The 21287-nt window shown below is 69.8% G+C and carries 25 protein-coding genes and 1 tRNA gene; 18 read left to right on the forward strand and 8 right to left on the reverse strand.

The genetic code is table 11. The features are described 5' to 3' along the window. The first annotated feature begins 32 nt into the window (after window positions 1-32). The 4 genes from F9B98_RS09995 (at window position 33) to F9B98_RS10010 (ending at window position 3577) form a co-directional block, all read left to right on the forward strand. Window positions 33-953, forward strand: coding sequence for an ACP S-malonyltransferase (locus F9B98_RS09995; protein WP_150956732.1), 921 nt, complete (start codon window positions 33-35; stop codon window positions 951-953). Beyond that, complete coding sequence (locus tag F9B98_RS10000) at window positions 950-1954, forward strand: beta-ketoacyl-ACP synthase III (RefSeq protein WP_150956737.1); 1005 nt, start codon at window positions 950-952, stop codon at window positions 1952-1954. The genes F9B98_RS09995 and F9B98_RS10000 overlap by 4 nt, the downstream gene beginning before the upstream one ends. Before the next feature lie 67 nt (window positions 1955-2021). Continuing rightward, window positions 2022-2270 (forward strand): acyl carrier protein, encoded by a 249-nt coding sequence (locus F9B98_RS10005; protein ID WP_022880558.1) that lies wholly within the window; start codon window positions 2022-2024, stop codon window positions 2268-2270. 68 nt (window positions 2271-2338) lie between these two features. After that, entirely contained in the window at window positions 2339-3577 is a 1239-nt protein-coding gene (locus tag F9B98_RS10010; protein ID WP_150956740.1) for a beta-ketoacyl-[acyl-carrier-protein] synthase family protein, read from the forward strand. A gap of 151 nt (window positions 3578-3728) precedes the next feature. Here F9B98_RS10010 and F9B98_RS10015 read toward each other — a convergent pair whose 3' ends face one another. The 3 genes from F9B98_RS10015 to F9B98_RS15940 all read right to left on the reverse strand — a co-directional run bounded on the left by F9B98_RS10015 (window position 3729) and on the right by F9B98_RS15940 (window position 5895). Continuing rightward, window positions 3729-4232, reverse strand: a complete 504-nt coding sequence (locus F9B98_RS10015; protein WP_150956743.1) for a DUF3145 domain-containing protein — start codon at window positions 4230-4232, stop codon at window positions 3729-3731. Window positions 4233-4390: 158 nt separating this feature from the next. Next, on the reverse strand, window positions 4391-5260 hold the full coding sequence (locus F9B98_RS10020) for a hemagglutinin (RefSeq protein ID WP_150956746.1): 870 nt from the start codon (window positions 5258-5260) through the stop codon (window positions 4391-4393). Window positions 5261-5337: 77 nt separating this feature from the next. Beyond that, a complete protein-coding gene (locus F9B98_RS15940; protein WP_191966760.1) occupies window positions 5338-5895 on the reverse strand; it encodes a hypothetical protein in 558 nt (185 codons plus the stop codon). Between the two features lie 145 nt (window positions 5896-6040). Between F9B98_RS15940 and F9B98_RS10030 the strand changes: the two genes are divergently transcribed. Both F9B98_RS10030 and F9B98_RS10035 read left to right on the forward strand, forming a co-directional pair. Continuing rightward, entirely contained in the window at window positions 6041-6715 is a 675-nt protein-coding gene (locus tag F9B98_RS10030) for a response regulator transcription factor (protein WP_150956752.1), read from the forward strand. Continuing rightward, window positions 6712-8139: a sensor histidine kinase gene (locus tag F9B98_RS10035; RefSeq protein WP_150956755.1), complete on the forward strand. Its 1428-nt coding sequence runs from the start codon at window positions 6712-6714 to the stop codon at window positions 8137-8139. Before F9B98_RS10030 ends, F9B98_RS10035 begins: the two co-directional genes overlap by 4 nt. Before the next feature lie 12 nt (window positions 8140-8151). Here the strand turns inward: F9B98_RS10035 and F9B98_RS10040 are convergent, their stop codons facing one another. Together F9B98_RS10040 and F9B98_RS10045 are read right to left on the reverse strand one after the other, a co-directional pair. After that, window positions 8152-8493 (reverse strand): ATP-dependent DNA ligase, encoded by a 342-nt coding sequence (locus tag F9B98_RS10040; RefSeq protein ID WP_191966761.1) that lies wholly within the window; start codon window positions 8491-8493, stop codon window positions 8152-8154. 135 nt (window positions 8494-8628) lie between these two features. Then, window positions 8629-9246: a TetR/AcrR family transcriptional regulator gene (locus tag F9B98_RS10045; RefSeq protein ID WP_150956758.1), complete on the reverse strand. Its 618-nt coding sequence runs from the start codon at window positions 9244-9246 to the stop codon at window positions 8629-8631. Window positions 9247-9356: 110 nt separating this feature from the next. On the opposite strand from F9B98_RS10045, the gene F9B98_RS10050 reads away from it, so the two are divergent. The 6 genes from F9B98_RS10050 (at window position 9357) to F9B98_RS10075 (ending at window position 14750) form a co-directional block, all read left to right on the forward strand. Beyond that, window positions 9357-9953, forward strand: a complete 597-nt coding sequence (locus F9B98_RS10050) for a DUF6230 family protein (protein WP_150956761.1) — start codon at window positions 9357-9359, stop codon at window positions 9951-9953. Between the two features lie 11 nt (window positions 9954-9964). Beyond that, complete coding sequence (locus tag F9B98_RS10055) at window positions 9965-10396, forward strand: DUF6114 domain-containing protein (RefSeq protein WP_225310301.1); 432 nt, start codon at window positions 9965-9967, stop codon at window positions 10394-10396. After that, the gene (locus F9B98_RS10060) at window positions 10393-11124 is read left to right on the forward strand and encodes a hypothetical protein (RefSeq protein ID WP_150956764.1); all 732 of its coding nucleotides are present in this window, start codon (window positions 10393-10395) and stop codon (window positions 11122-11124) included. The genes F9B98_RS10055 and F9B98_RS10060 overlap by 4 nt, the downstream gene beginning before the upstream one ends. Window positions 11125-11294: 170 nt before the next feature. Further along, window positions 11295-12698, forward strand: coding sequence for a hemolysin family protein (locus F9B98_RS10065; protein ID WP_150956767.1), 1404 nt, complete (start codon window positions 11295-11297; stop codon window positions 12696-12698). After that, the gene (locus F9B98_RS10070) at window positions 12695-13720 is read left to right on the forward strand and encodes a CNNM domain-containing protein (protein ID WP_150956770.1); all 1026 of its coding nucleotides are present in this window, start codon (window positions 12695-12697) and stop codon (window positions 13718-13720) included. The genes F9B98_RS10065 and F9B98_RS10070 overlap by 4 nt, the downstream gene beginning before the upstream one ends. A gap of 211 nt (window positions 13721-13931) precedes the next feature. Then, window positions 13932-14750, forward strand: a complete 819-nt coding sequence (locus tag F9B98_RS10075; protein WP_150956773.1) for an SDR family oxidoreductase — start codon at window positions 13932-13934, stop codon at window positions 14748-14750. A 108-nt stretch (window positions 14751-14858) separates the two neighbouring features. Here F9B98_RS10075 and F9B98_RS10080 read toward each other — a convergent pair whose 3' ends face one another. Then, on the reverse strand, window positions 14859-15755 hold the full coding sequence (locus tag F9B98_RS10080; protein WP_412177036.1) for a zinc-ribbon domain-containing protein: 897 nt from the start codon (window positions 15753-15755) through the stop codon (window positions 14859-14861). A gap of 50 nt (window positions 15756-15805) precedes the next feature. On the opposite strand from F9B98_RS10080, the gene F9B98_RS10085 reads away from it, so the two are divergent. Continuing rightward, window positions 15806-16171, forward strand: a complete 366-nt coding sequence (locus F9B98_RS10085; RefSeq protein ID WP_150956780.1) for a hypothetical protein — start codon at window positions 15806-15808, stop codon at window positions 16169-16171. Window positions 16172-16229: 58 nt separating this feature from the next. Here the strand turns inward: F9B98_RS10085 and F9B98_RS10090 are convergent. After that, window positions 16230-16303, reverse strand: a tRNA-Ile gene (locus F9B98_RS10090). Between the two features lie 137 nt (window positions 16304-16440). Between F9B98_RS10090 and F9B98_RS10095 the strand changes: the two genes are divergently transcribed. The 4 genes from F9B98_RS10095 to F9B98_RS10110 all read left to right on the forward strand — a co-directional run bounded on the left by F9B98_RS10095 (window position 16441) and on the right by F9B98_RS10110 (window position 19436). Beyond that, window positions 16441-16731 carry a hypothetical protein gene (locus F9B98_RS10095; protein WP_150956783.1) on the forward strand — a complete coding sequence of 97 codons (291 nt, stop codon included), beginning with the start codon at window positions 16441-16443 and terminating at the stop codon, window positions 16729-16731. Further along, entirely contained in the window at window positions 16728-18314 is a 1587-nt protein-coding gene (locus F9B98_RS10100) for a hypothetical protein (protein ID WP_150956786.1), read from the forward strand. The genes F9B98_RS10095 and F9B98_RS10100 overlap by 4 nt, the downstream gene beginning before the upstream one ends. Further along, a complete protein-coding gene (locus tag F9B98_RS10105) occupies window positions 18314-18682 on the forward strand; it encodes a YbaB/EbfC family nucleoid-associated protein (RefSeq protein WP_150956789.1) in 369 nt (122 codons plus the stop codon). Before F9B98_RS10100 ends, F9B98_RS10105 begins: the two co-directional genes overlap by 1 nt. A 301-nt stretch (window positions 18683-18983) precedes the next feature. Beyond that, window positions 18984-19436: a hypothetical protein gene (locus F9B98_RS10110; protein ID WP_150956792.1), complete on the forward strand. Its 453-nt coding sequence runs from the start codon at window positions 18984-18986 to the stop codon at window positions 19434-19436. A 275-nt stretch (window positions 19437-19711) separates the two neighbouring features. Here F9B98_RS10110 and F9B98_RS10115 read toward each other — a convergent pair whose 3' ends face one another. After that, the gene (locus F9B98_RS10115; RefSeq protein WP_191966762.1) at window positions 19712-20674 is read right to left on the reverse strand and encodes a DMT family transporter; all 963 of its coding nucleotides are present in this window, start codon (window positions 20672-20674) and stop codon (window positions 19712-19714) included. Window positions 20675-20715: 41 nt separating this feature from the next. On the opposite strand from F9B98_RS10115, the gene def reads away from it, so the two are divergent. Then, on the forward strand, window positions 20716-21282 hold the full coding sequence (gene def, locus F9B98_RS10120; RefSeq protein WP_150956795.1) for a peptide deformylase: 567 nt from the start codon (window positions 20716-20718) through the stop codon (window positions 21280-21282). The last annotated feature ends 5 nt before the right edge of the window (window positions 21283-21287 follow it).

Raw genomic sequence — 21287 nt, forward strand, 5'->3', positions numbered from 1 at the left:
AGCGCGTGCCCGATCCTTGGCAGGATGGAACGGTGATCATCGCCGTCTTCCCCGGGCAGGGCTCTCAGACCCCCGGGTTCCTCTCGCCGTGGCTCGAACTCGACGGGGCGCGTGAGCGACTCGCCGCCTACTCCGAGCGGGCGGGCGTCGACCTCGTCGCCGCGGGAACCGAGTGGGACGCCGACCAGATCCGCGACACGAGCGTGGCGCAACCGCTCATCGTGGCCGCGAGCCTGCTGTCGTGGGCGGCCCTGAACGACCGCGCCGGCACGCCGGTCGCCGGCGTTGCGGGGCACTCCGTCGGCGAGATCGCCGCGCTGGCGGCATCCGGTGTCCTCTCCGACGACGACGCGCTGCGCCTGGTCGGTCTGCGCGGCCGCGCGATGGCCGAGGCCGCTGCAGCCGCCCAGACCGGCATGAGCGCCGTCGTGGGCGGTGACGAGACCGCCGTGCTCGAGCGCCTCGACGCTCTCGGCCTCACCCCCGCCAACTACAACGGCGGCGGCCAGATCGTCGCTGCCGGTGAGCTGCCGGCCCTGGCCGAGCTCGCCGCCGAGGCGCTGCGCGGAACCCGCGTCATCCCGCTGCAGGTCGCCGGGGCCTTCCACACCCGGTTCATGGAGCCCGCCGTCGAGACGCTGCGCGCCGCCGCCGCAGACGTGACGGTGTCCGAGCCGAACACGACGCTCTGGACCAACTCCGACGGCTCCGTCGTCGCCGAGGGCCGCCGCGCCCTCGACCTCGTCGTCGCCCAGGTCGCCTCCCCCGTCCGCTGGGATCGCTGCATGGCCTCGTTCGCCGAGCACGGCGTGACCGGCATCATCGAACTCTCTCCCGCGGGCGCCCTCACGGGGCTCGCCAAGCGCGCTCTGCGCGGCACGCCGACCGTGGCGGTGAAGACCCCCGACGACCTCGACGCGGCCGTCTCACTCCTGAAAGAAGACCAGGCATGAGTACCCCCACCCTTCGTCAGCTGCAGGGCCCGGCCCACACGCGCATCTACTCCTACGGCGCGGCGCGCGGCGAGAACTTCGTGCCCAACGACGACCTCGTCGGGCCCATCGACTCCAGCGACGAGTGGATCCGCCAGCGCACCGGCATCGTCACGCGCGTGCGCGCGAACAAAGAGACGGATGCCATCGACCTGGCCTCCGAGGCCGCGCGCGAGGCCGTCGAGAAGTCGGGCGTGGCGCCCGAGGACATCGACGCCGTGATCGTGGCGACCATCAGCAACCCGAAGCAGACGCCGTCCGCCTCGGCCATCGTCGCCGACCGCATCGGGGCGAACCCCGCCGCCGCGTACGACGTCAACGCCGCGTGCGCGGGCTTCGCATACGGTGTGGGCCAGGCCGACGCCCTGGTGCGGGCGGGCCTCGCGAAGCACGTCGTCGTGGTCGGTGCCGAGAAGCTCAGCGACATCGTCGACCCCACCGACCGCAGCATCTCGTTCCTGCTCGGCGACGGCGCGGGCGCCGTGGTCGTGGGCCCCAGTGACACCCCCGGCATCGGGCCCACCGTGTGGGGCTCGGACGGATCGAAGGCGGATGCCGTCGGCATGAACGCCACGCTGAACGAATTCCGCGACGGCACGGCACCGTGGCCGACCCTCCGGCAGGAGGGCCCCACCGTGTTCCGCTGGGCCGTGTGGGAGATGGTCAAGGTCGCCCGTCAGGCGATCGAGGCCGCGGGCATCGAGCCCGCCGACCTCGCCGCCTTCGTCCCGCACCAGGCGAACATGCGCATCATCGACGAGTTCGCCAAGCAGCTGGGGCTGCCCGAGACCGTCGTCATCGGTCGCGACATCGAGACCACGGGCAACACGTCCGCGGCATCCATCCCCCTCGCCACCCACCGACTGCTCGAGGAACACCCCGAGCTCAGCGGCGGCCTCGCGCTCCAGATCGGCTTCGGCGCCGGACTGGTGTTCGGCGCGCAGGTCGTCGTGCTGCCCTGACGCAGCGAGACCGAACCCTAGACTGATCGGGGCCCGACAGGCCCGCCCCCAAGAAACAGGAGACATCATGGCATTCACCAACGACGAGGTTCTCGCCGGCCTTGCCGAGCTCATCACCGACGAGACCGGGATCTCGGCCGACGAGGTCGCCCTCGAGAAGTCGTTCACCGACGACCTCGACATCGACTCCATCTCGATGATGACGATCGTCGTCAACGCCGAGGAGAAGTTCGGCGTCACCATCCCCGACGACGAGGTCAAGAACCTCAAGACCGTCGGCGACGCCGTGACCTTCATCACGTCGAACCAGTCCTGACACCTCCCGGTGGGGGCTCCGGCCCCCACCGGTCACGACCTGTCGGCCGCACCAAGGATTTCTCGCTCATGAGCACACCCCGCATAGTCGTCACCGGCATCGGAGCCACCTCGCCCATCGGCGGCACGGCGCCCGAAAGCTGGTCCGCCCTGCTCGCCGGCACCTCCGGCGCCCGTTCCCTCGAGCACGAGTGGGTCGAGCAGTACAACCTGCCCGTCACCTTCGCCGCCGAGGCGCTCGTGCGTCCCGAGACCGTGCTCGAGCGACCCGTCGCCAAGCGCCTCGACCCCTCGTCGCAGCTCGCCATGGTCGCCGCCAAAGAGGCGTGGGAAGACGCGGGTTCGCCCGATATCGACCCCGACCGCCTCGGCGTCGACTTCGCCACCGGCATCGGCGGCGTCTGGACGCTGCTCGACGCGTGGGACACCCTGCGCGAGAAGGGGCCGCGCCGCGTCATGCCGATGACGGTCCCGATGCTCATGCCGAACGCGGCGGCCGGAAACCTCTCCCTGCACTTCAACGCCCGCGCGTTCGCCCGCACGGTCGCCTCGGCCTGCGCGTCGAGCACCGAGTCGATCGTCAACGCCGTGCAGCACATCCGCGACGGCCTCGCCGACGTGGTCATCGCCGGAGGCACCGAGTCGGCGATCCACCCGATCACGATTGCCTCGTTCGCGTCGATGCAGGCGCTGTCCAAGCGCAACGACTCCCCCGAGACGGCGTCGCGTCCGGCGAGCATCGACCGCGACGGCTTCGTCATGGGCGAGGGTGCCGGCGTGCTGATCCTCGAGACCGAGGAGCACGCGAAGGCGCGCGGGGCGAAGATCTACGCCTCGATCGTGGGCGGCGGCGTCACCGCCGACTCGTACCACATCACCGCCAACGACCCCGAGGGCCTCGGCGCCGCTCGCGCCGTGCACATGGCGCTCGAGATGGCGGGGGCATCGGTCGACGACGTCACCCACATCAACGCGCACGCCACCTCGACCCCCGTCGGCGACCCGAACGAATACAAGGCGCTGCGCGCGGTGTTCGGCGATCGCGTCGACGAGATCCCAGTCTCGGCCACGAAGGCTTCGACCGGTCACCTGCTCGGCGGAACGGGTGCCCTCGAGGCGATCTTCACCGTCCTGGCGCTGCAGAATCGTGTGGCGCCGCCCACGATCAACCTGACCGAGCAGGACCCCGAGGTCCCGTTCGCGCTCTCCGGCTCGCCCGTCGAGCTGGGCGCGGGCGACCAGCTCGCGATTAGCAACTCTTTCGGCTTCGGCGGTCACAACGCCGTCGTCGCCATCGCCTCGGTCTGAGCGCGGTCTTCCGACGAAAGCCCCCTGGCATCCCCCCGACTGCGATCGGGGATGCCAGGGGGCTTTCGTTTCGTCAGGCGAGGGATACGCGGTCCCGGTGCCGGGTGTGGTCACCGACCTCCGGTAGTGGCGCCTCCCCCACCCGACGCGTTCATCCGACCTTGTGCAGCCACACGATCTGCTGGTCGTCGCCGGCGTGGCGGAAGGGTTCGAGCTCCTCGTCCCACGCGGAACCGAGCGCGACATCGAGCTCGCGCTGCAATTCGAAGGGATCGCCCGCGGCGACCTCCATCGCGTAACGCACGCGGTCCTCGGCGACGACGACGTTGCCGGCCGAGTCGGTTTGAGCGAAATGGATGCCGAGCCCCGGCGTGTGCATCCAGCGGCCGCCGTCGCTGCGGGGCGTGGGATCTTCACTCACCTCGAAGCGCAGGTGCTCCCAACCGCGGATGGCACTGGCGAGAGCCGCACCGGAACCCACCGGGCCCTCCCAGTAGAACTCCGCACGGCGGCTACCCGTCAGCACGGGTTGGTCGGCCCAGTCGAAGTTGACGGCGCGGCCGAGAGCGCGTCCCACCGCCCACTCGAGGTGGGGGCACAACGCGCGGGGCGCGGAGTGGATCAGGATCACTCCGCGCGAAGACGTGATCGCCATGGTTTCTCCTTCGTCAGGTACGTCTTCCCCTACGACCTGTGACGGAGTGTGGCGAGTGTTCGGTTGTCCGGCAATTATCGCCCGTGCATAACGAAATCACAACACTGTGATTCCGCCGCGTGTCCCGCGTGTCGGCGGCGGCTGTGCGAAGCGACCGCTCAGCCGAACCAGAGCGCCCAATACAGCGCGAAATTGCGGTTGCCGTAGGCCGAGCAGGAGTCGCCGGTGCCCCAGCGGGCTGCGAGAGCGGCGGGGTTCGGTTGGTAGGGGGTGTAGTTGTACAGGGCGGCGGTGGCGGCGTTCGCGATCGTGACGTCGGAGCCCCCGCACGAGGGGTCGGGCGAGTAGGCGAGGTAGTGGGTGCCGGGCTGGCGCATGAAGTCGGAGGCGCTGTACGACTTCAGGTCGGTCGCCGCCTGGGCGACCTGCTCACCGAAGCCGGCCGCTCCGGCATCGCACGGGGAGGTGTCGGGGCAGCGCGCTCCCATCGCGGCACCGAGCTGCTCGGGCGAGGGGGCCCGGGCGGTGCGGCCCGAGACGAGGCTCTGCTCCTTCTGCAGGGTGACGAGGAGGACCTTCGCCGAGATGCCGCACGCGCGCTGGAGGCGGTCGATGATCTGAGCGGCGGTGAGCTCTCCCCCGTCGTATCCCTCGCAGATGGTGCGGCCCGTGGCATCCGAGACGATCGGTCCCCGCGCCGGCAGGTCGGAGCGCAGGACGGAGAGGCACGAATCGTTGCGGCACTGCCCGATCTGGTCGTCGAGGAAGGCCTGGATCTGGTCGGCCGTGAGCGCGTCGCCGTCGTAGAACTGCTCGTCGTCGATGAGGTGGCCCGGGTCGAACGCGGTGAGGTCGATGGCCGCGCGGCGCGCCTCGGTGTTCCACGCTTTGGTGAGGGAGACGAGCGGGACGATCGCGAGGACGACCAGACCGACGAGCACGGCCGCGATCGCGCCGAAGGTGAGGCGGCGCCGGCGGATAAGCCGGTCGCGGGCCGTGCGGCGGCGCCGCGTGCGTGTTCTCGCCACCCCTCGATCGTGCCCCACCGCGCTGACCGCGCGCTGCACGCGAAGGGCGTGGCGCGGCGGTCAGCGCGGGGCGCGCCTCAACTGCCCGGCGTGGCGGGAGGCGTCGGCGCGGTGCCGTCGGCGGGCGGGGTCGGAGCCGTGCCGTCGGCGGGCGGGGTCGGGGCCGTGCCGTCGGCCGGAGGCGCGGGAGGCGTGGGCTTCTGTCCGTCGGCGGGCGGGGTGGGTGCAATGCCGTCGGCGGGCGGGGCGGGCTTGGCCGCATCACCCTTCGGCGCGCCGGGACCCCCGGGGCCGCACTCACCCGGTCCCTTCCCGCCGCCCGGGGCGGCGGGGGCGGTGCCGTCGGCGGGAGGCGTCGGGGCCGTGCCGTCGGCGGGCGCGGTGGGGGTCGCACCCGGGGTGGGAGCGGTGGCGGGGCCGGTCGAGCCGCCGTCGGCACTCGGGGCCGAGGTCGACGAGGCGGCCAGGGGGCCGGTGCCGTTGCTCTGCGCAGCGAGGGCGGCGGTTCCTCCGGTGAGGCCCGCGGCCACGATCACGGCGCCGGCGATCAGCGCCGGTCCGCGCCGCGAGCGGCGGCGGGGTTCGGGGGTCTCGTCCTGACGCGGCAGCGGCAGGGTGGGGTTGTCGTCGTTCATGATTCTCTTCCCGTCCGGTGTCGATCACCGGTTCTGAGACCAGACTTCGAGCCGGGACTGAAGCGAACCTGAAGCCCGCGAGGCGGACCGTTTCGCATATGCAAGCCATACCTCGCGTTCAGCCTGCGACCGTATCGTCGCGCGGATGCCCCATTCCGCCCGCGTGCTCGTCCTCGACGACGACGAGACGATCCGCGTCGCCGTCACCACGGCCCTCCGCGCCGACGGCTTCGTCGCCGAAGCGGCACCCGACGGCACAGACCTCGGTGAACGACTGGCGTCTTTCCGCCCCGATCTCGTGATCATCGACTGGATGATGCCCGGACCCAGCGGCATCCGGTTGCTGCCGACGGTGCGGGCCGCGGGTGACACCGCGGTGATCATGCTGACCGCGCGCGACGAGGTCGACGACCGCCTGCGCGGATTCGCGGAAGGGGCCGACGACTACGTTGTGAAGCCGTTCACGATGGCGGAGCTCGTCGCGCGCAGCGGGGCGGTGCTGCGCCGCCGCGGCCGCCTTCCCCAGACGATCTCGGTGGGCGATCTCGTCGTGGATCCGGATGCCGCCACGGCCCATCGCGGAGGGGTGTCGCTGGAGCTGACCGCCACCGAGTTCCGCCTGTTGCAGCTTCTCGCGGAGAGTCGCGGACGGACGCTGTCGAAGGCGCAGATCCTCACCCAGGTGTGGGGGTACGAGGACTACGACCCCAACCTGGTCGAGGTGCACCTCAGCGCGCTACGGCGCAAGATGGAGCAGCGCGGACCGCGCCTCATCCACACCGTGCGCGGGCTCGGCTACCGCCTGAGCGAGGAGCGGTGAGCGGCTCATCGCCTCTGAAGTCGGGCTCGCTGCGGCGCCGCACGATCGTGGCGGTGGTCGCCCTGGTGGCGCTGCTGCTGGTGGTGCTCGCGGTCGTCGTCGACGTGGCTCTGGGGGCCCGACTGCGCGGGCAGATCGAGGAGCGGCTGCGCGATCGCGCCGCCGCGGCCGCGTCCCTCGTGGGCACGGTCGACGACGCCGACCTGGCCGAGCGACTCTCCGACCAGGGGCTGGCGGTGCGCATCGACAGCGCGGGCGGCTCGTCGGTCGTCGCGGGTCCCAGCCCCGAGCAACTGCGCGAGGGGCCTCCGGGCGGCCCCGGCGCGCCCGGAGCCGGCCCCGGAGCGCGGTCCACCCCGCAACCCACCTCCTCGAGCGACGTCAGCGTCGTCGCCTCGGAGGTCACGGGCGATGACGACCTGGTGACGCTGCGCTCGACCCTCAGCGACGGCTCCACCCTGACACTGACGGCGTCGGCGGCCGGCATCGGCGACACCCTCGCGCAGGTGCGCTGGATCATGGCGCTGTCCTCGGTCGGGGTGCTGGTGCTCGCCGCCGGGGCCGTGACCCTCGTCGTCCGCCGGAGCCTGCGCCCTCTCGACCAGGTGTCCCGCGTCGCCCGGGCGATCGGGGCGGGAGAGAGGGAGCGGCGCCTTCATCCCACGCGCTCCGACACCGAGATCGGACGGGTCGCGACCGCCCTCGACGACATGCTCGACGACGTCGTGGGCGCCGAGCAGGCGGCCCTCGACGCCGAGCAGCGCCTGCGCGCGTTCCTCTCCGACGCCGCGCACGAATTGCGCACGCCGGTCGCCGGCATCCGGGCCGCAGCAGACACCCTCGTGCGCGCCGATCTCGATGGCCCCGAGCGCGAGCTGCTCGCCGCGCACGTCGCCCGCGAGGCGGCGCGGGCCTCGCGCCTGGTCGACGACCTGCTGACGATGGCCCGCGTCGACCGCGGCCTCGAGCTCTCGCGCACCGACCTCGACCTCCGCGTGCTCGTCGAGGCGGAGGGAGCCCGCGTCCCGCTCGTGCACCCCTCGGTGCGGCTCGACGTGCAGACACCGGATGCCGCGGTGCCGGTGCACGCCGACCCCGACCGTCTCGCTCAGGTGCTGTCGAACCTGATCGGGAACGCGGCACGGGCGACCGGGGGAACCGGGACCGTCACCGTGGTCCTCTCCACACGGGGGGGCACCGCCGTGGTCTCCGTCACGGACGACGGACCGGGGGTCGCGGAGGCCGACCGCGAGCGCATCTTCGAGCGCCTCGTCCGTCTGGACGCCGCGCGCGCGGCATCCGGTGGCGTGGGTCTGGGGCTGCCGATCGCGCGAGGGATCGCGCGTGCGCACGGCGGCGACGTGCGATGCGTCGACAGCCCGCGGGGCGCGCGATTCGAGGTCACGCTGCCGCTGAGAGGCTGAGGTCTCCGGTGCTCAGGCCGAGCGACCGCCGACCGCATGTCGGGGCGGCGAGGTGGTCGCCGGGGCGATGCCCGCCGCGGTCAGGGTGAGTCCGTCGGCGCCGCTGGCGTCGTGCATCATCTGATCGACGAGTGCGCGGTCGATGACCGGTTCGCGACCGCCGTAGAACTGCATGACGAGGGCGTTCGAAGCGTGGATCCACAGGCTGGCCTGGCGCACGCCTTCGTTGACGGGCAGTTGCAGCATGAAGCCCTCGTTGCGTCGGAGCTTGTTCATCACGACGATGCGGAGGTGGGCGAGGATGCGGTCGTCGATGTCGAACGACGCGCGGTCACGATAGATGAGGCGTCCCATCACAGGTCCTTTTCTGGCTCGACGAATCGAACCGTGTTTCGTGGGGACCGCGCTGGGGCGCAGCAATGGGGGCCCCTTCATTGTGTCATTCGGAGCGCACCGGCGGGCGGTTTGCGAACGAATGTGCAACGGAGATCACTCCGGTCGCGTCGAGGCCACGGCATCCCCCGTCACCGAGGCGACGACGCCGAAGGCGGAGCGCGAGAGGAAGGCGACGATCTCCGCCGCGGGCCTGTCAGTGCCGAGGGCGAGTTCGACGAGGACCTCTTCGGTGAAGTTCACCCACGAGCGCAGGGCGACCCGCAGGAGCGGCGAGTCGCCGACACCGAGTTCGAGGAAGCCCTCGGTGACCCATCCGGCCGTCACGTCGCGCGCGCGGTCCACCTCTCGGCGCACCTCGGGGTCGCCCGAGGCGACGCCCCGCACGAGGGAGAAGAAGGTGCCGCGGTGCTCGCGGACGAACGCGACGATCCGGGCGAGAGTGTCGTCGAGGCGCTCGCTCGCGGCAAGGTCTTCGCGCGGGGTGGAGGCTTCGAGCAGAGCCGCCGCGGCGGTGCCGACGACGTCGCGATGCAGGCCCTGTCGCGAACCGAAGTAGTGGAAGAGCAGCCCGCGTGAGACGCCGACGCGCTCCGACAGCACCTCCATGGTCAGGTCGTCGAGCGGCCTCTCGGCCAGGAAAGCGACCCCGGATGCCACGAGCTGAGCGCGCCGCTGATCGGGCGTGAGACGCGTGCGGCGGTCGCTCGACATGAGGAAACTCTAACGAAGCGATGTCTGCACGAACTATTGACACTCTGTCAACGAGGCGTAGCCTGGCTTCGCTCGGCGCCGCCGTCGGGCCTGTTTCCGCAGGAGGATCGATGAAGTTCCGTGACCTGACCCGCTCCCGCACCGGCCGGGTGGCCCTCGCCACCGTTCCCGTCGCCGCCGTCGCGAGCCTTCTTCTCACCGGCGTCGCCCAGGGCGCGGTGCCGGTCTCGTTCGCCGTTTCGGGCAGCCAGTTCCAGATCAGCGCCTCGCAGCTCGAGGGCACCGGGTTCTCGCAATACGCCGGGGTCACCGACGACACCGCGGGCGGCCAGCACAACGTCGCGATCGCCAACATCCGATCGGCGACCCTCGCCGACCTCTGCCAGTCGGTGGTCAGCGACACTCCCCTGGGCAAGGTGGGCGTCCTCATCACCGCGGGCGGCGACGGCTCCCCGGCGTCGGCCTCCGACCTGCAGATCGGGATGACGGGGCTGAAGGGCGACTCCTCGTTCGGCAACATCCGCATCGGCGTCGACGCGTCGACGGTCAACACCGCGGCGAAGGGCACCGCGGGGGACTTCGCTCAGGATGCCGACACCATCTCGATCACGAAGCTCCAACAGACCGCCTGGAGCACGCAGGCCTCGGTGTTCACCCTCACGGGCATGAAGCTCGAGCTCACCGACGGCTCGAAGACCTGCTTCTGACCGGAGCCGCCATGACGACCTCCGATCTCTCCCCGCGGGCGCGGTTGCGCGCCTGGCGCCGCACCCGCCCGCTGGTGGGCGGCCTCCTCGTCGTGCTCGGCGGCGTCGAGATGTTCTTCTCGGGGCAGCTCGACATCGGTCAGCTGCACATCCAGCTCGGGATCGAGGGGCTGCAGGCCACGGTGATCCCGGTAATTCTGGTGCTGCTCGGCATCCTGCTCATCTCGATGCCGGCGCACCGCATCTTCTACGGGGTCATCGCCCTGGCGGTGGCGGTGTACTCCCTCGTCGGGGTGAACCTCGGCGGCTTCCTGCTCGGAATGGTGCTGAGCACCGTGGGCGGGATCGTCGCGGTGTCGTGGGCTCCTCCTCTCTCTCGGCGACCGGCCACTCCTTCGCACGTCGAGGAGGCGGCGAGCGCGATCACCGGGGCCGAGCGGTGAGGCGGGTGCGGGCGGCGGCGGCCCTGACCGCGGCGGTCCTCCTCCTCGGCGGCGCGACGGGAGCCGTGGCGGCTCAGGCGGACGACGGCCTGCGCCCGGCGCGGTTGTGCATCCCGCTGCTGTTGCCGTGCAGCGACCCCGCGCCCTCCCCGACGCCGACGTCTTCCGCGACGCCGACCCCGACAGTGACGCCGGGACGCACGTCGCCGGGTCTGCCCGAGGTGGCCGCCCCGGGAGCCGTCGTCCCGACGGCGCCGTCGACGGAAACGACCACGCCGCCGGCTCAGGGCGCGGTGTCCGACGAGGGCGCGCCGGTGTTCACGCAGCCATCGGCCCAGCTCGCGGCGCAGTCGCTGTCGTTCCGGGGCGTCCCCCTCGTCAGCGTGGTCACCGTGCCGCTGGCCGACGGCTCGAGGACCACCGCTGTGAAGCTGACCGCGGAAGAGATCACGATCGACGGGTTCGCTCTCACCGTGCGTCGCGCGACCGGTCCGGCGTTGGTCACGACCGCTGACCGGATGACCCTGTCGGGGCACGTCTCGGTCTACGTGAACTCGCTGTCGGCGACCACCGCCGACGGCAGGACGCTCACGCTCGGAGCCGATACTCCCCCGTCGGCCGACGGGATCGCTCCGGGGCTCGTCCGGCTCACTCTGGGCCTTGTCGGCACCACGGCCGACTCGATCGCCTACACGAACACCGATCAGAACATCATCGAACCCGGGTGAGCGCGCAATCGCGGTGAATCCACAGTCAGAGCGGGACGTCGCTCGTTACAGTCGAAGTGATCAGCGATCACCGACCCACGAGAGAGAAAACCCGTGAGCCATCACCGCACCTCCACCGACCAGGAGGGCCGATCTTCGAGCCCCCTCTTTTCGAGAGGGGGTGAGATCTGATGCTGGCTGCGATCCTGACGCTTCTTCTGGGGATCATCGTGACCCTGGCGATCATCGTGGCCTGCGGATTCTTCGTCGCGCAGGAGTTCGCCTATATGTCGGTGGACCGCTCCCGCATGGCGGCGCAAGCCGAGAAGGGCGACGCGCAGGCCAAGCGAGTGCTCGCTATCACCAAGCGCACCTCGTTCATGTTGTCGGGCGCACAGCTGGGCATCACCGTCACCGGTCTGCTGATCGGCTACGTCGCCGAACCCCTGATCGGTGAGTCGCTCGGGACGCTCCTGGGCGGCGTCGGCATCGACCCGGCCGTCTCGGTGCTCATCGGCACCGTCGGCGCCCTGCTGCTGGCGACCATCGTGACGATGATCTTCGGCGAGCTGTACCCGAAGAACCTGGCCATCGCGAGCCCCGAGCCGCTCGCCCGCGCCCTCGCGGTGCCGACTCGCATCTACCTGTTGCTCTTCGGGTGGCTCATCACCGTCTTCGACGTGGCCGCCAACGCGTTGCTGCGGCTGCTGCGCATCGAGCCGCTCGAGGACGTCGATGAAAGCGCCACGGCTCGCGACCTCGAGGCGATCATCGAGGAGTCGCGCGTGAGCGGCGACCTGCCCGACGACCTGTCGATGATCATCGACCGCATCCTCGACTTCCCGCAGCGCGACGTCGAGCACGCGATGGTGCCCCGCTCCCAGGTCGGTTCGGTGGCCCCCGACACGACCGTCGGCGAGGTCCGTGCGCTCATGGCCACCGGCCACACCCGCTACCCCGTGATCGGCGACGAGGACTCCCCCGTCGGCGTCGTCGAGTTGATCGACGTGCTGCGCGAGCAGCCCGCGGACGATGCCCCGGTGGCATCCGTCATGCGCGCAGCCGTCGTCATCCCGACCTCGATGCTGCTGCCGGTGGCTCTGGACCGCATGCGGCGCTCTCGCAACGAGCTCGCGTGCGTGGTCGACGAGTACGGCAACTTCGACGGCATCCTGACCATCGAGGACCTGACCGAGGAGGTCATCGGCGAGCTCTCCGACGAACACGACGTCGAGGTCGCCGAGGTCTCGGCCGCCGGTGACGACGCGTGGAGCGTCCCCGGCGATCTGCACCTCGACGAACTGGAGCGCCTGATCGGGTACGACCTCGCCGGGAGCGACGTCGAGACCGTGGCAGGGCTCGTCATCGAGACCCACGGCGATCTGCCCGCCGTCGGCACCGTCGTGCGCATCGATCTGCCCGAGCGGGCGTCCGAGACGGTGCAGGGGCTCGACATCGAGCGCTGGCTCGTCGTCGAGGTGGTCGAGGTCGACCGGCACGTCCCCTCTCAGCTCAGGGTGCACCTCAACGAGATGGATCGGGATGCCGAGCCCGCCGACGAAGCGCCCGCGATCGACGAGGAGGTGGCCCGATGAACGGCTGGACCGTCGCCCTCGTCACGACCGCGCTGATCATCGCGAGCGCGTTCTTCGTCATCGTGGAGTTCGCCCTCCTCGCCGCCCGTCGTCACCGACTCGAAGAAGAGGCCGCCACGAGCGCCTCGGCGCGCGCCGCCCTGCGGGGCGTCAACGAGCTGACCGTCATGCTCGCCTTCGCCCAGCTCGGCATCACGGCGTGCACCTTCCTGCTCGGCGCCATCACCAAACCCGCGATCGACTACGCGCTCGCGCCGGTGTTCGAGGCGTGGGGACTGCCCTACGTGCTGGCCGACATCATCGCGTTCATGCTCGCGCTGGTCGTCGTGACCTTCCTGCACCTCGTCATCGGAGAGATGGCGCCGAAGTCGTGGGCGATCGCGCATCCCGAGACGGCGGCGAAGGCCACCGGCATCCTGGCTCGTACTCTCACCTGGCCGTTGCGACCGTTCCTGCTGTGGATCAACCACATCGCGAACCGCCTCGTGAAGGCCTCGGGCGTCGAGCCGGTCGAGAAGGCCGCCGCGGGTGGGCAGGACGCCGACACGATCCGCGAGCTCGTGGCGCACTCGCGCCAGGCGGGAACGCTCGAGGAGCAGTACTCGGAGCCGATCGCCCAGGCCATCGCCCTCGGCACGCTCACGGTGGGAGACATCGTCCGCACCGACCGCTCCCCCACCGCGGTGCCGACGGATGCCACGGTGGCCGACATCCAGACCGTCGCCGCCTCGTCGACGCACCTGCGCATCCTCGTGGGTTCGGGCGCGTCGTCGCGCGTCGCCCACGTGCGGGACACGTTGGCCGTCGACCCGTCGACCCCGGCGCTCGAGATCGCCCGCGAACCGCTGGTGCTCGAGCCCACGGCATCCGCGTACGACGCCCTCGCGCGCATGCGGCGCGGTCGTGTGCAGCTGGCGACCGTGGTCGAGGGCGAGCGACTGCTCGGGGTCGTGACGCTCGACGACCTGTTGCGCGAAATACTGCCCGGGCCCGGCGAGCTCGCGGAGGTCGCGGCGCGATAGGCGCACGGTTCGGGGCGGGGTCTGGTGCTCGGGGCGCGAGATTCTCGCCCCGGCGTGCGGATCCCGCCCCGACGTGCGGATCCCGCCCCGAACGGGTCGGGGACGTGCCCGAGCGCGACCGCCCGCGCCCGACTGTCAAGCCGTCCGAAGTGCTGGAGAACGCGGCGTACCGTCGCTCGCGTTCACCCCCACATCTTTTCGGAGGACACCCATGAGCAAGACATGGTTCATCACCGGCGCATCCAAGGGCTTCGGCCGCGAGTGGGCCGAGGCGGCCCTCGAACGCGGCGACAACGTCGCGGGCACCGCTCGAAACCTCGACGACGTGAAAGAGCTCGTCGACCAGTACCCCGACGCCTTCCTGCCCCTGCAGCTCGACGTGACCGACCGGTCGGCCGACATCGAGGCCGTGAAGAAGGCGCACGAGAGATTCGGTCGTCTCGACGTCGTCATCAACAACGCCGGATACGGGCACTTCGGCATGGTCGAGGAGCTGAGCGAAGACGAGGTGCGTGCGCAGCTCGAGACCAACTTCTTCGGTGCCCTGTGGGTCACGCAGGCGGCTCTCCCGATCCTGCGCGAGCAGGGCTCGGGCCACATCATCCAGGTGTCGAGCATCGGCGGGATCAGCGCGTTCCCGACCGTCGGCGCCTACCACGCCTCGAAGTGGGCTCTCGAGGGACTGTCCCAGTCGCTCTCTCAGGAAGTCGCGGGCTTCGGCATCCACGTCACTCTCATCGAGCCCGGTGGCTACTCGACCGACTGGTCGGGGCCCTCGGCACAGCGCAGCGACGAGATCGAGGCGTACTCCGCGGTGCGTGAAGAGGCGGCGAAACGCCCGTCGGCCTCCGACCCCGGCAAGCCCGAGGCGACCCGCGCCGCGATCCTGAAGGTGGTGGATGCCGAGAACCCCCCGCTGCGCATCTTCTTCGGCAAGGCGCCCCTCGGCATCGCCGAGCGCGACTACGAGTCGCGTCTGAAGACGTGGCGCGAGTGGCAGCCCGTGTCAGAGGAGGCGCACGGCTCGTAAACCGGGCAGGGTCGCGTCCATGCGGGGCGCGGCCCGTGCAGTGGGGCGTTCGCCGGCCACCCCGCCGCACGGATCGCGCCGCGTCATCGAGGCGGCCAGTATCGATCCTTATCGCAGGTAGGCGTCCACGAGCAACGGACCGCGGATGCCGCGGAAGACGTCGACCAGTCGATTCAGGGCCGCGTCGTTCCAGGCCGGGAGCTGCAGGTCGTGCGGACCGAGGGGTTCGAGCTTGCCGGTGCGCAGGCGAACGACCTCCCATCCGACGGACCGCAGGGCTCGGTCCTTGCGGCGATCGGCCGCCTCGCGCTTTCCGACGTGTTCGAGGCCGTGCCGGCCGATCGAGTCGTATTCGACGGCGATGCGTAGTTCGGGCAAGACGAGGTCGGGCCACACCTCGAGGTGGTGGAAGAACGGTTTCGCGACCCGCACCGCGTTCAGGCCGGGTGTCAGGGCGAGCCGTTGATTCAGATCGGCGCGCAGTCGTTCCTCGACAGCCGAGGCGGGCTTCGGTGCGCATGGCGACGTGAAAGCCTCGCCCGCCGGGATTCTCGGGGTCTTGTCGCACACGGGCGGCACCTTTCGCGCACGGCGCGGGCGCAACACGGCGTTCTCTGTGATCGCCGGCGCGGCGACCGATTCGCGCATGGGCAGCGCGACCGTACGGGTCGGGTTGGCCTGCTCGCTGCACTCCGGACACCACGCGCTTCGGCGGCGCTCACGACCAGGTCGAAGCCGCTGCTCCGCCGGGGTCGCGGCGAAACGGTGGCCCACGTCGCACTGCCATAGCAGCAGCACGTCGGCGGCGGGCGGCACCTGGCTCAGCGCGATGCCGGCGTTGAGATCCGGGTGGTATTGCCGGACGAGAGCGGGGAACGCCGCCCATGCGTCGCGGTAGGCGCCGACGTCGTAGGGCACTTCTCGCCCCTTCGACCACTGTCGTCGGGCCCACCATGCCTGCACTCTCTCCGCCACGCCAGCGACCGTAGAGGAGACCTCCGACATTGGCATCCCATGGGCTTTCGGACAAGCGTCGTGCCGTTAGGGTCGGGGGCATGACGATGCCCGCCGTGCCGCCGCACCAGCCGCCGTTCGCTCCGCCGTCGCCGCCGCGGGTGGACCCGACCACCAACGGCACGGCGATCGCCTCGGTGATCGTGGGACCGATCGCGCTCTTGAACGCGGCCTTCGTGCCGGTGCCGTTCATCGGCTTCATCGCGGTGTTCGTCGCCTTCCCTCTCACGGTGTCGGCGATCATCCTCGGGCACCTCGGACTGCGCACCGCCCAGCGTTACAGCGCCGGTCGCGTGATGGCTGTGCTCGGACTGGTCTTCGGGTACCTCGCACTCGGAGTGATCCTCGCGACCGTGACCCTGTTCTTCTCGCAGTTCCTGTTCATCCGGACGCCGATAACGGGCTGAGCCGGCCCGCAGCAGGCAGAAGACCCCCGACCAGGCGAAGCCGGTCGGGGGTCTCGCGTAGGGCGGGTGGGACTTGAACCCACGATCGTCGGGTTATGAGCCCGCTGCCTTGACCAGCTTGGCCACCGCCCCCCAGCGACATCGAGCCTACCGGCATCCGGTTATCCACAGTTCCCCGTTGGCGCCCACGCGGCACCGGACGGTTTCGCTATGGTGTTGGCGAAGTTGACACGAGCGGGGGCCACGTGGCGGGAAGAACGCGCATCATCATGGACACCGACGTCCTGGCGCAACAGGCGTCCACGCTGAGTCGCGCCGGCGAATCCCTGGATGCCGCGGCTGCCGCCGCCGGCGCACCCCTGCCGGGATCGGCGTTCGGCGTACTGGCGTCGGGAATCGTCGTCGGATCCGCCAACGGCCTCGCCAGCTCGACCGCGCAGCTGCTCTCGACCGCACGAGAACTCGTCGCCACGATGCAGAAGGGCGTGCAGGTTGCGCGCGAGTCTTTCGACGAGGTCGAGGAGCAGGCCGTCGCCGTGATGCGGGACTTCGAGTCGTGAGCGGCGCTGCTGCCGTCGCGGCGAAATTGCGCAGCGAGTCGTGGGCCGCGGGGGCGGCGCGCTCTTCGGGCGGTGGGTGCGATGGGATCCCCGGATTCGCCGGCTGGTTGATCACCTACGTGCAGCCGCTACCCCAGTGGATGGACGAGCTGCAGGGCGATCCGGGCGCCATCGCGATGCGTTCGTCGGAGTGGCGCACTGTCGAGTCATCGGTGTCGGAGGTGACGCTCGACCTCGCGTCCGCCGCGCGGGCTCTCGACGACCTCGATGGCCGGACGGTGCGCGCCCTTCGCCAGCGTCATGAAGACGTCTCGAGGGTGTTGACGGACGTGCAGGACTGGGCGGGGGCCGCGTCGTCCGCGCTGGCCCTCGCGTCGACTCTCGTCACCGCCTGCCGCGACGCGATCTGCGGCCTGCTGAACGCCTTGGCGCGTCTATCCGATTCGTTGACGAGCTTCACGCTCAACCCCTTCGACAAGCTCGACGCCATCCGCGAGTTCGCGGACGCGGCGTGGGACATCATTGTCTTGGCGCGGGACCTTGTGCAGCAGCTTGTGACCGCATTGGGTCAGCTCGCTCGACTGCTGGCGGAGCTCGGGCCGATCGTTCAAGACAGGTTGACAGTCTTTCAGGATCTTCTCGGCCGGATGCTCCCGGGAATCGCGATGATGACAGGCGGCGCGCTGGGCTACCTTCTGGGCACGGGGTTGGGAGACATGCTGCGGTCGGACCCCCGGGTCAGCGAGCTGTTCCCCGAGGATGCGGCGGATAGTCAGTCGTACGTCGACCTGATGAATCGCAGCGAGATCGCTTCCCCCGCTGATCTTCTGCAGGGGAATGAACTGATCGATGGTCTTGGTAGAGATCAGCAAACGGCGATCAGTGTGACCACCGTCCGTCGCCCCGATGGGTCGACGTACACGTTGGTCAATCTGCCCTCGACGCAGGACTGGGGCGTTTTGAAGGGACTCATGGGCGGCGAATGGGCGGAGACGTTCCGTGATGCCGGACCGATGAACGATCTCGACAGCAACATTGCCCTCATGATCATGGACAATCCCGTGTTGCGGACCCAATACGAGCGCGCGGTGATGCAGGCCATGCAGGACGCGGGGGTTCCACCCGGATCGGATGTGGTCTGGTCGGGATTCAGCCAGGGCGGAATCATGGCAGGTAACCTCGCTGCCGATGACTCGGTGCCCTACAACACCATCGGTGTCGTCACCAACGGCTCCCCGATCGACGGATTCAAGATCCCGGACAATATCCCGGTCATGCAGGTTGAGCACGTCTCAGATCCGGTGGCGAAGCTCGACCTCCAGACGCCACTTGTCCCGCAACCCCACGTCGTCAACGGACCGATGGGACCGTCCGTCACAGTCACGCCGCATCTTCCTGACAATGTGGACTGGGTTGTCCTGGGTGATCCCGACGGCTCCATGAGCCCTGACCAGACGCACAATGCGCGGAACTACACAGACGACCTCAAGAACTACATGAGCAACGGCGGCGGCTTCCGCAATGACTGGAGCTTCCTCAATGGTTCGGTTGACGAGGTCTACGTGGCGCGGACAGGAGAGTGATGATGTTTGATGACATCGACGAGCGCGTGGAGGCAGCGCGAGCGCGCCTTGATGCTCAGGTGGCGGCCGCCCGGGCCGCCCATGCGAATCTGGAAGTCGATCTAAAGGAGCTGCGGAACGTGTCGGTCACGGTCCGCAGTCCCCGCAACGACTGCGAGGTTACCGCCACGGCCGAGGGCTCCGTCACGCACGTTCGCGTGTCCCCGGGGGCGGAGCTCGGCGCCGGACTCGACGCCGTCCTCACCCGCACCATCGAGGCCGCGCAGTCGGCCGCTCGCGAGGCCGCCGCCGACCGCGCAGCTGTCCTCCTCGGCGAGGGGTCCTCCCTTGTCACCGACCTCCGCGCCCGGCGCACCCCGGCGCGGTGATGGCGGTGCCAGCTCACCTCGATATCCGTCTGGGTCCTCTCCTGGACCAGGCCTCCAGGCTGGAGGCCCAGGCGGAAGAACTGAGGCAGACCTCAGCCGACCTGAAGAAGGCGATTGATTCACTGCACGCCACGACAAGTGGCGAGGCTTCGGAGGCAGCAATTGCCTCCAGCGCCCGAGCCCTCGCCGAGACAGAGACGAGGAGAGAGCGACTGGCTCGCAATGCCGCAGTGATTCGAAAGCTCGCCGACGTCTACGACACCTGTGACCTCGCAGGTGCGAGGGCTCTCGGATCATGAGCATGAGATTCATCCAGCGTGTCATCTCCATGACGGCAGTCGCGACGGCGGCAGTGACGCTGGCGGGCTGTTTCTCCGTGGGCGGCCCCACTCAAGACGAACGGGCGGCGCAACTGGCCGCTGAGCTCGAGGGCGGCGGGCTCGGGGTGTCCCAGGCGGAGGTGTCCTATCAGGATTCGTTCTCGGGTGATCTGACCGTGACGGTGACCCTCGAAGACGGTGTCATCGAGCCGGGGCTCAGTGTGTCCGCTCAGACGCTCGGCCCCATCCTCGGAGTGATGGCGCGAGGTGCGGAGAATATGCGCGTCGGGGCTGCGGGTTTCTATGCGCAGGATGACGAGGGTGTCGATGTCTCGATGGTGACGGCCGCTAACGACCTCGGAATCGGTGACGCTATCCGTGGACGCTCCCTCTCTCTGTCGGGGGCGAAGCTCGAGCAATTGGCGAAGCAGTGAGCCCATCGCACGGCGGTCACGCCCTGAGGAAAGGCGGTCTCGGTCTCGTTGCCGCGACGGTTGCCCTCGGGTTCGATCGATTACGCCGGAATCCGGCTGCCGAGCTCGGGCTCCGAAAAGCCCCCGACGAGGATTCCCTGACGCCGGTGGCGGAGGAATGTACCTCCTACGCCAAGAAGTGAGTCGCTCAAGGGCCTGAGCACCCGGCGGTACGGCGTCCTCCACGACGAGCTCTATCGACGACGGGCCCTCGTCAAACCCTCGAGAAAAACGGCCTACTTCACCCGAGGCTTCGCCGGCTTCCCGTCCGCCGTGACTTCGGGGTGGTGCTTGGTCAGCTGGATCACGCCCCAGGTGGCGATCGCGCCGGCGATGACGAACCCGATCAGCGCCCACGCGGGGGCCGTCGACGCCTCGCCGAGCACCAGAAGGCCGATCAGCACGGCGACGATCGGGTCGATGACGGTGAGCCCGGCGATCACCAGGTCGGGCGGGCCGACCGAGTACGCCGTCTGCACGAAGTAGGCGCCGACGGCGACCGCGGCGAGCAGCGCCACGAGGCACAGCAGGGTCAGCCACTCGAAGTTGCCGGCCTGAGCGCGGCTGATGACGACCTTGGCGAGCGTCGCGACGAAGCCGTAGATGACGCCCGCGGCCATGATGTAGAACAGCGCCTGCGCGCGGCGGCGCACGAGCACCCAGAACACGCCGAAGACGATGACGACGACGGCCAGGATGCCGAGGATGATTCCGAGCTCGCGTTCGGTGACGACGTGCTCGGTGGCGAAGAACGCCGCGATCGTCACGAAGATGAAGATGCCGCCCACGCACAGCGCGATCGCGATGAGCGACTGCCGGGTGGGTTTCTGCCCGGACACCCGCGCGTTCAGCACGGTCGTGATGACGAGTGCGATGGCGCCGAGCGGCTGCACGAGGATCAGCGGGGCCACCGACAGAGCCGAGAGCTGGCATACGATCGCGAGTCCGAGCATGACGGTCCCTGCGACCCACGAAGGCCTCGTGAGAAGCGAGGTGAGCTGCTTGCGCGAGAGGCCACCGCTGGTCTTGCCTGAGAGGCGTTCGACCTTCTGCACGCCCCGGTGCTGGTACTGCGCACCGAACGACATGAACACCGCGCCGAGAAGGGCCAGCGGGATGCCGAGCAGGATACGGGGATCGCGGAAGACACCGACGAGTTGGTCGATTCCGTCGCTGAGGGTGGCATCGAGCGGGATCACCCTCCGACGATAGCCCGCCGCCCGCTGGATAGGCTGGAGACGTGGCCGTACTCCCGATTCGCATCATGGGCGATCCCGTGCTGCATGCTCCCGCTGCCCGCGTCGACGAGATCACCGACGAGGTGCGCACGCTCGTCGCCGACATGTTCGAGACGATGGATGCCGCGCCCGGCGTGGGCCTGGCGGCTCCGCAGGTGGGGGTGGGCCTGCGCATCTTCACCTACACCTACGAGGACGACGAGGGTCAGCCCTGGCGCGGGGTCGTCATCAACCCCGAGCTGTGGATCCGTCCCCTCGAGCCCGGCTACCCCGACCCCGACGAGGAGAGTGAGGGGTGCCTGTCGTTCCCCGGCGAGCGCTTCCCCCTGCGCCGTTCCGAGTCGGCGCTCCTCACCGGCACCGATCTCGAGGGCCACGCGGTGCGTATCGAGGTCTCGGGATGGCGGGCGCGGATCCTGCAGCACGAGTTCGATCACCTCGACGGCATCCTGTATGTGGATCGCCTCGACGAGGACGACAGCCGGGTGGCGGCCAAGATCGCGAAGAAGCGCAAGTGGGGCAAGCCCGGCGCCTCGTGGATGCCGGGTGTCGACGACATCGACGCGTGATCGGC

It is taken from the genome of Microbacterium testaceum StLB037, assembly GCF_008763945.1.
Lineage (GTDB): Bacteria > Actinomycetota > Actinomycetes > Actinomycetales > Microbacteriaceae > Microbacterium > Microbacterium testaceum_G.

Coding starts and splice junctions, on each gene's coding strand:
- F9B98_RS10000 (WP_150956737.1), top strand. CDS start 950: ATGAGTACCCCCACCCTTCGTCAGCTGCAGGGCCCGGCCCACACGCGC.
- F9B98_RS10005 (WP_022880558.1), top strand. CDS start 2,022: ATGGCATTCACCAACGACGAGGTTCTCGCCGGCCTTGCCGAGCTCATC.
- F9B98_RS10010 (WP_150956740.1), top strand. CDS start 2,339: ATGAGCACACCCCGCATAGTCGTCACCGGCATCGGAGCCACCTCGCCC.
- F9B98_RS10015 (WP_150956743.1), bottom strand. CDS start 4,232: ATGGCGATCACGTCTTCGCGCGGAGTGATCCTGATCCACTCCGCGCCC.
- F9B98_RS15940 (WP_191966760.1), bottom strand. CDS start 5,895: ATGAACGACGACAACCCCACCCTGCCGCTGCCGCGTCAGGACGAGACC.
- F9B98_RS10030 (WP_150956752.1), top strand. CDS start 6,041: ATGCCCCATTCCGCCCGCGTGCTCGTCCTCGACGACGACGAGACGATC.
- F9B98_RS10040 (WP_191966761.1), bottom strand. CDS start 8,493: ATGGGACGCCTCATCTATCGTGACCGCGCGTCGTTCGACATCGACGAC.
- F9B98_RS10045 (WP_150956758.1), bottom strand. CDS start 9,246: ATGTCGAGCGACCGCCGCACGCGTCTCACGCCCGATCAGCGGCGCGCT.
- F9B98_RS10050 (WP_150956761.1), top strand. CDS start 9,357: ATGAAGTTCCGTGACCTGACCCGCTCCCGCACCGGCCGGGTGGCCCTC.
- F9B98_RS10055 (WP_225310301.1), top strand. CDS start 9,965: ATGACGACCTCCGATCTCTCCCCGCGGGCGCGGTTGCGCGCCTGGCGC.
- F9B98_RS10065 (WP_150956767.1), top strand. CDS start 11,295: ATGCTGGCTGCGATCCTGACGCTTCTTCTGGGGATCATCGTGACCCTG.
- F9B98_RS10070 (WP_150956770.1), top strand. CDS start 12,695: ATGAACGGCTGGACCGTCGCCCTCGTCACGACCGCGCTGATCATCGCG.
- F9B98_RS10075 (WP_150956773.1), top strand. CDS start 13,932: ATGAGCAAGACATGGTTCATCACCGGCGCATCCAAGGGCTTCGGCCGC.
- F9B98_RS10080 (WP_412177036.1), bottom strand. CDS start 15,755: ATGTCGGAGGTCTCCTCTACGGTCGCTGGCGTGGCGGAGAGAGTGCAG.
- F9B98_RS10085 (WP_150956780.1), top strand. CDS start 15,806: ATGACGATGCCCGCCGTGCCGCCGCACCAGCCGCCGTTCGCTCCGCCG.
- F9B98_RS10095 (WP_150956783.1), top strand. CDS start 16,441: ATGGACACCGACGTCCTGGCGCAACAGGCGTCCACGCTGAGTCGCGCC.
- F9B98_RS10105 (WP_150956789.1), top strand. CDS start 18,314: ATGATGTTTGATGACATCGACGAGCGCGTGGAGGCAGCGCGAGCGCGC.
- F9B98_RS10110 (WP_150956792.1), top strand. CDS start 18,984: ATGAGATTCATCCAGCGTGTCATCTCCATGACGGCAGTCGCGACGGCG.